Source organism: Streptomyces sp. DH37 (genome assembly GCF_029813835.1).
GTDB lineage: Bacteria > Actinomycetota > Actinomycetes > Streptomycetales > Streptomycetaceae > Streptomyces.
In genome coordinates, this window is the sequence record NZ_JARVKV010000176.1 from 1 (window position 1) to 466 (window position 466).

Genomic DNA, 466 nt, shown 5'->3' on the forward strand with positions numbered 1-466 from the left:
TTCGATCCGGGCACGGTGACGGTCGCGTCGACGGCGCCGGACGCGAGCGGAGCAGGCCAGAGAGTGGTGTTGGCGGTCATGGACCCAACTTTAGTGGGTCGGACGCGGCGGGAATCCGATCGAACACCGGGGAACGCGCCGGGACACCGCTGGGGCACCGCTGGGGCACTGCCAAGACACTGCCGGGGCACCGCTGGGGCACTGTCAAGACACTGCCGGGACCCGGGGATGCCGGGCGGCGCCGAGGAGGGGTGAGGGGTTCCGGGGGCGCCGGGAGCGGTGCCGGGAGGCGTGGGGAAGGGGCGTCACAGGCCCAGCAGCCACCGCCCGCCGCCGGTCAGGGAGCCCAGCGCGACGGCGTGGAAGAGGAGCAGCCCCAGCGCCGCGGGCGCGTGCGTCAGCCGCGCGAGCTGGTCGGCGTCGGAGTCCGGCGCCTCGCCCCGGCGCCGCTTGCCCTGGAGCTCGA

At 75.3% G+C, this 466-nt stretch carries 1 protein-coding gene; it reads right to left on the bottom strand.

All coding sequences use genetic code 11. The annotated features are described in order from the left end of the window. Positions 1 to 305: 305 nt before the first annotated feature. A partial coding sequence (locus QC029_RS30545; RefSeq protein WP_336621623.1) for a M50 family metallopeptidase occupies positions 306 to 466 on the bottom strand: 161 nt, incomplete at its 5' end.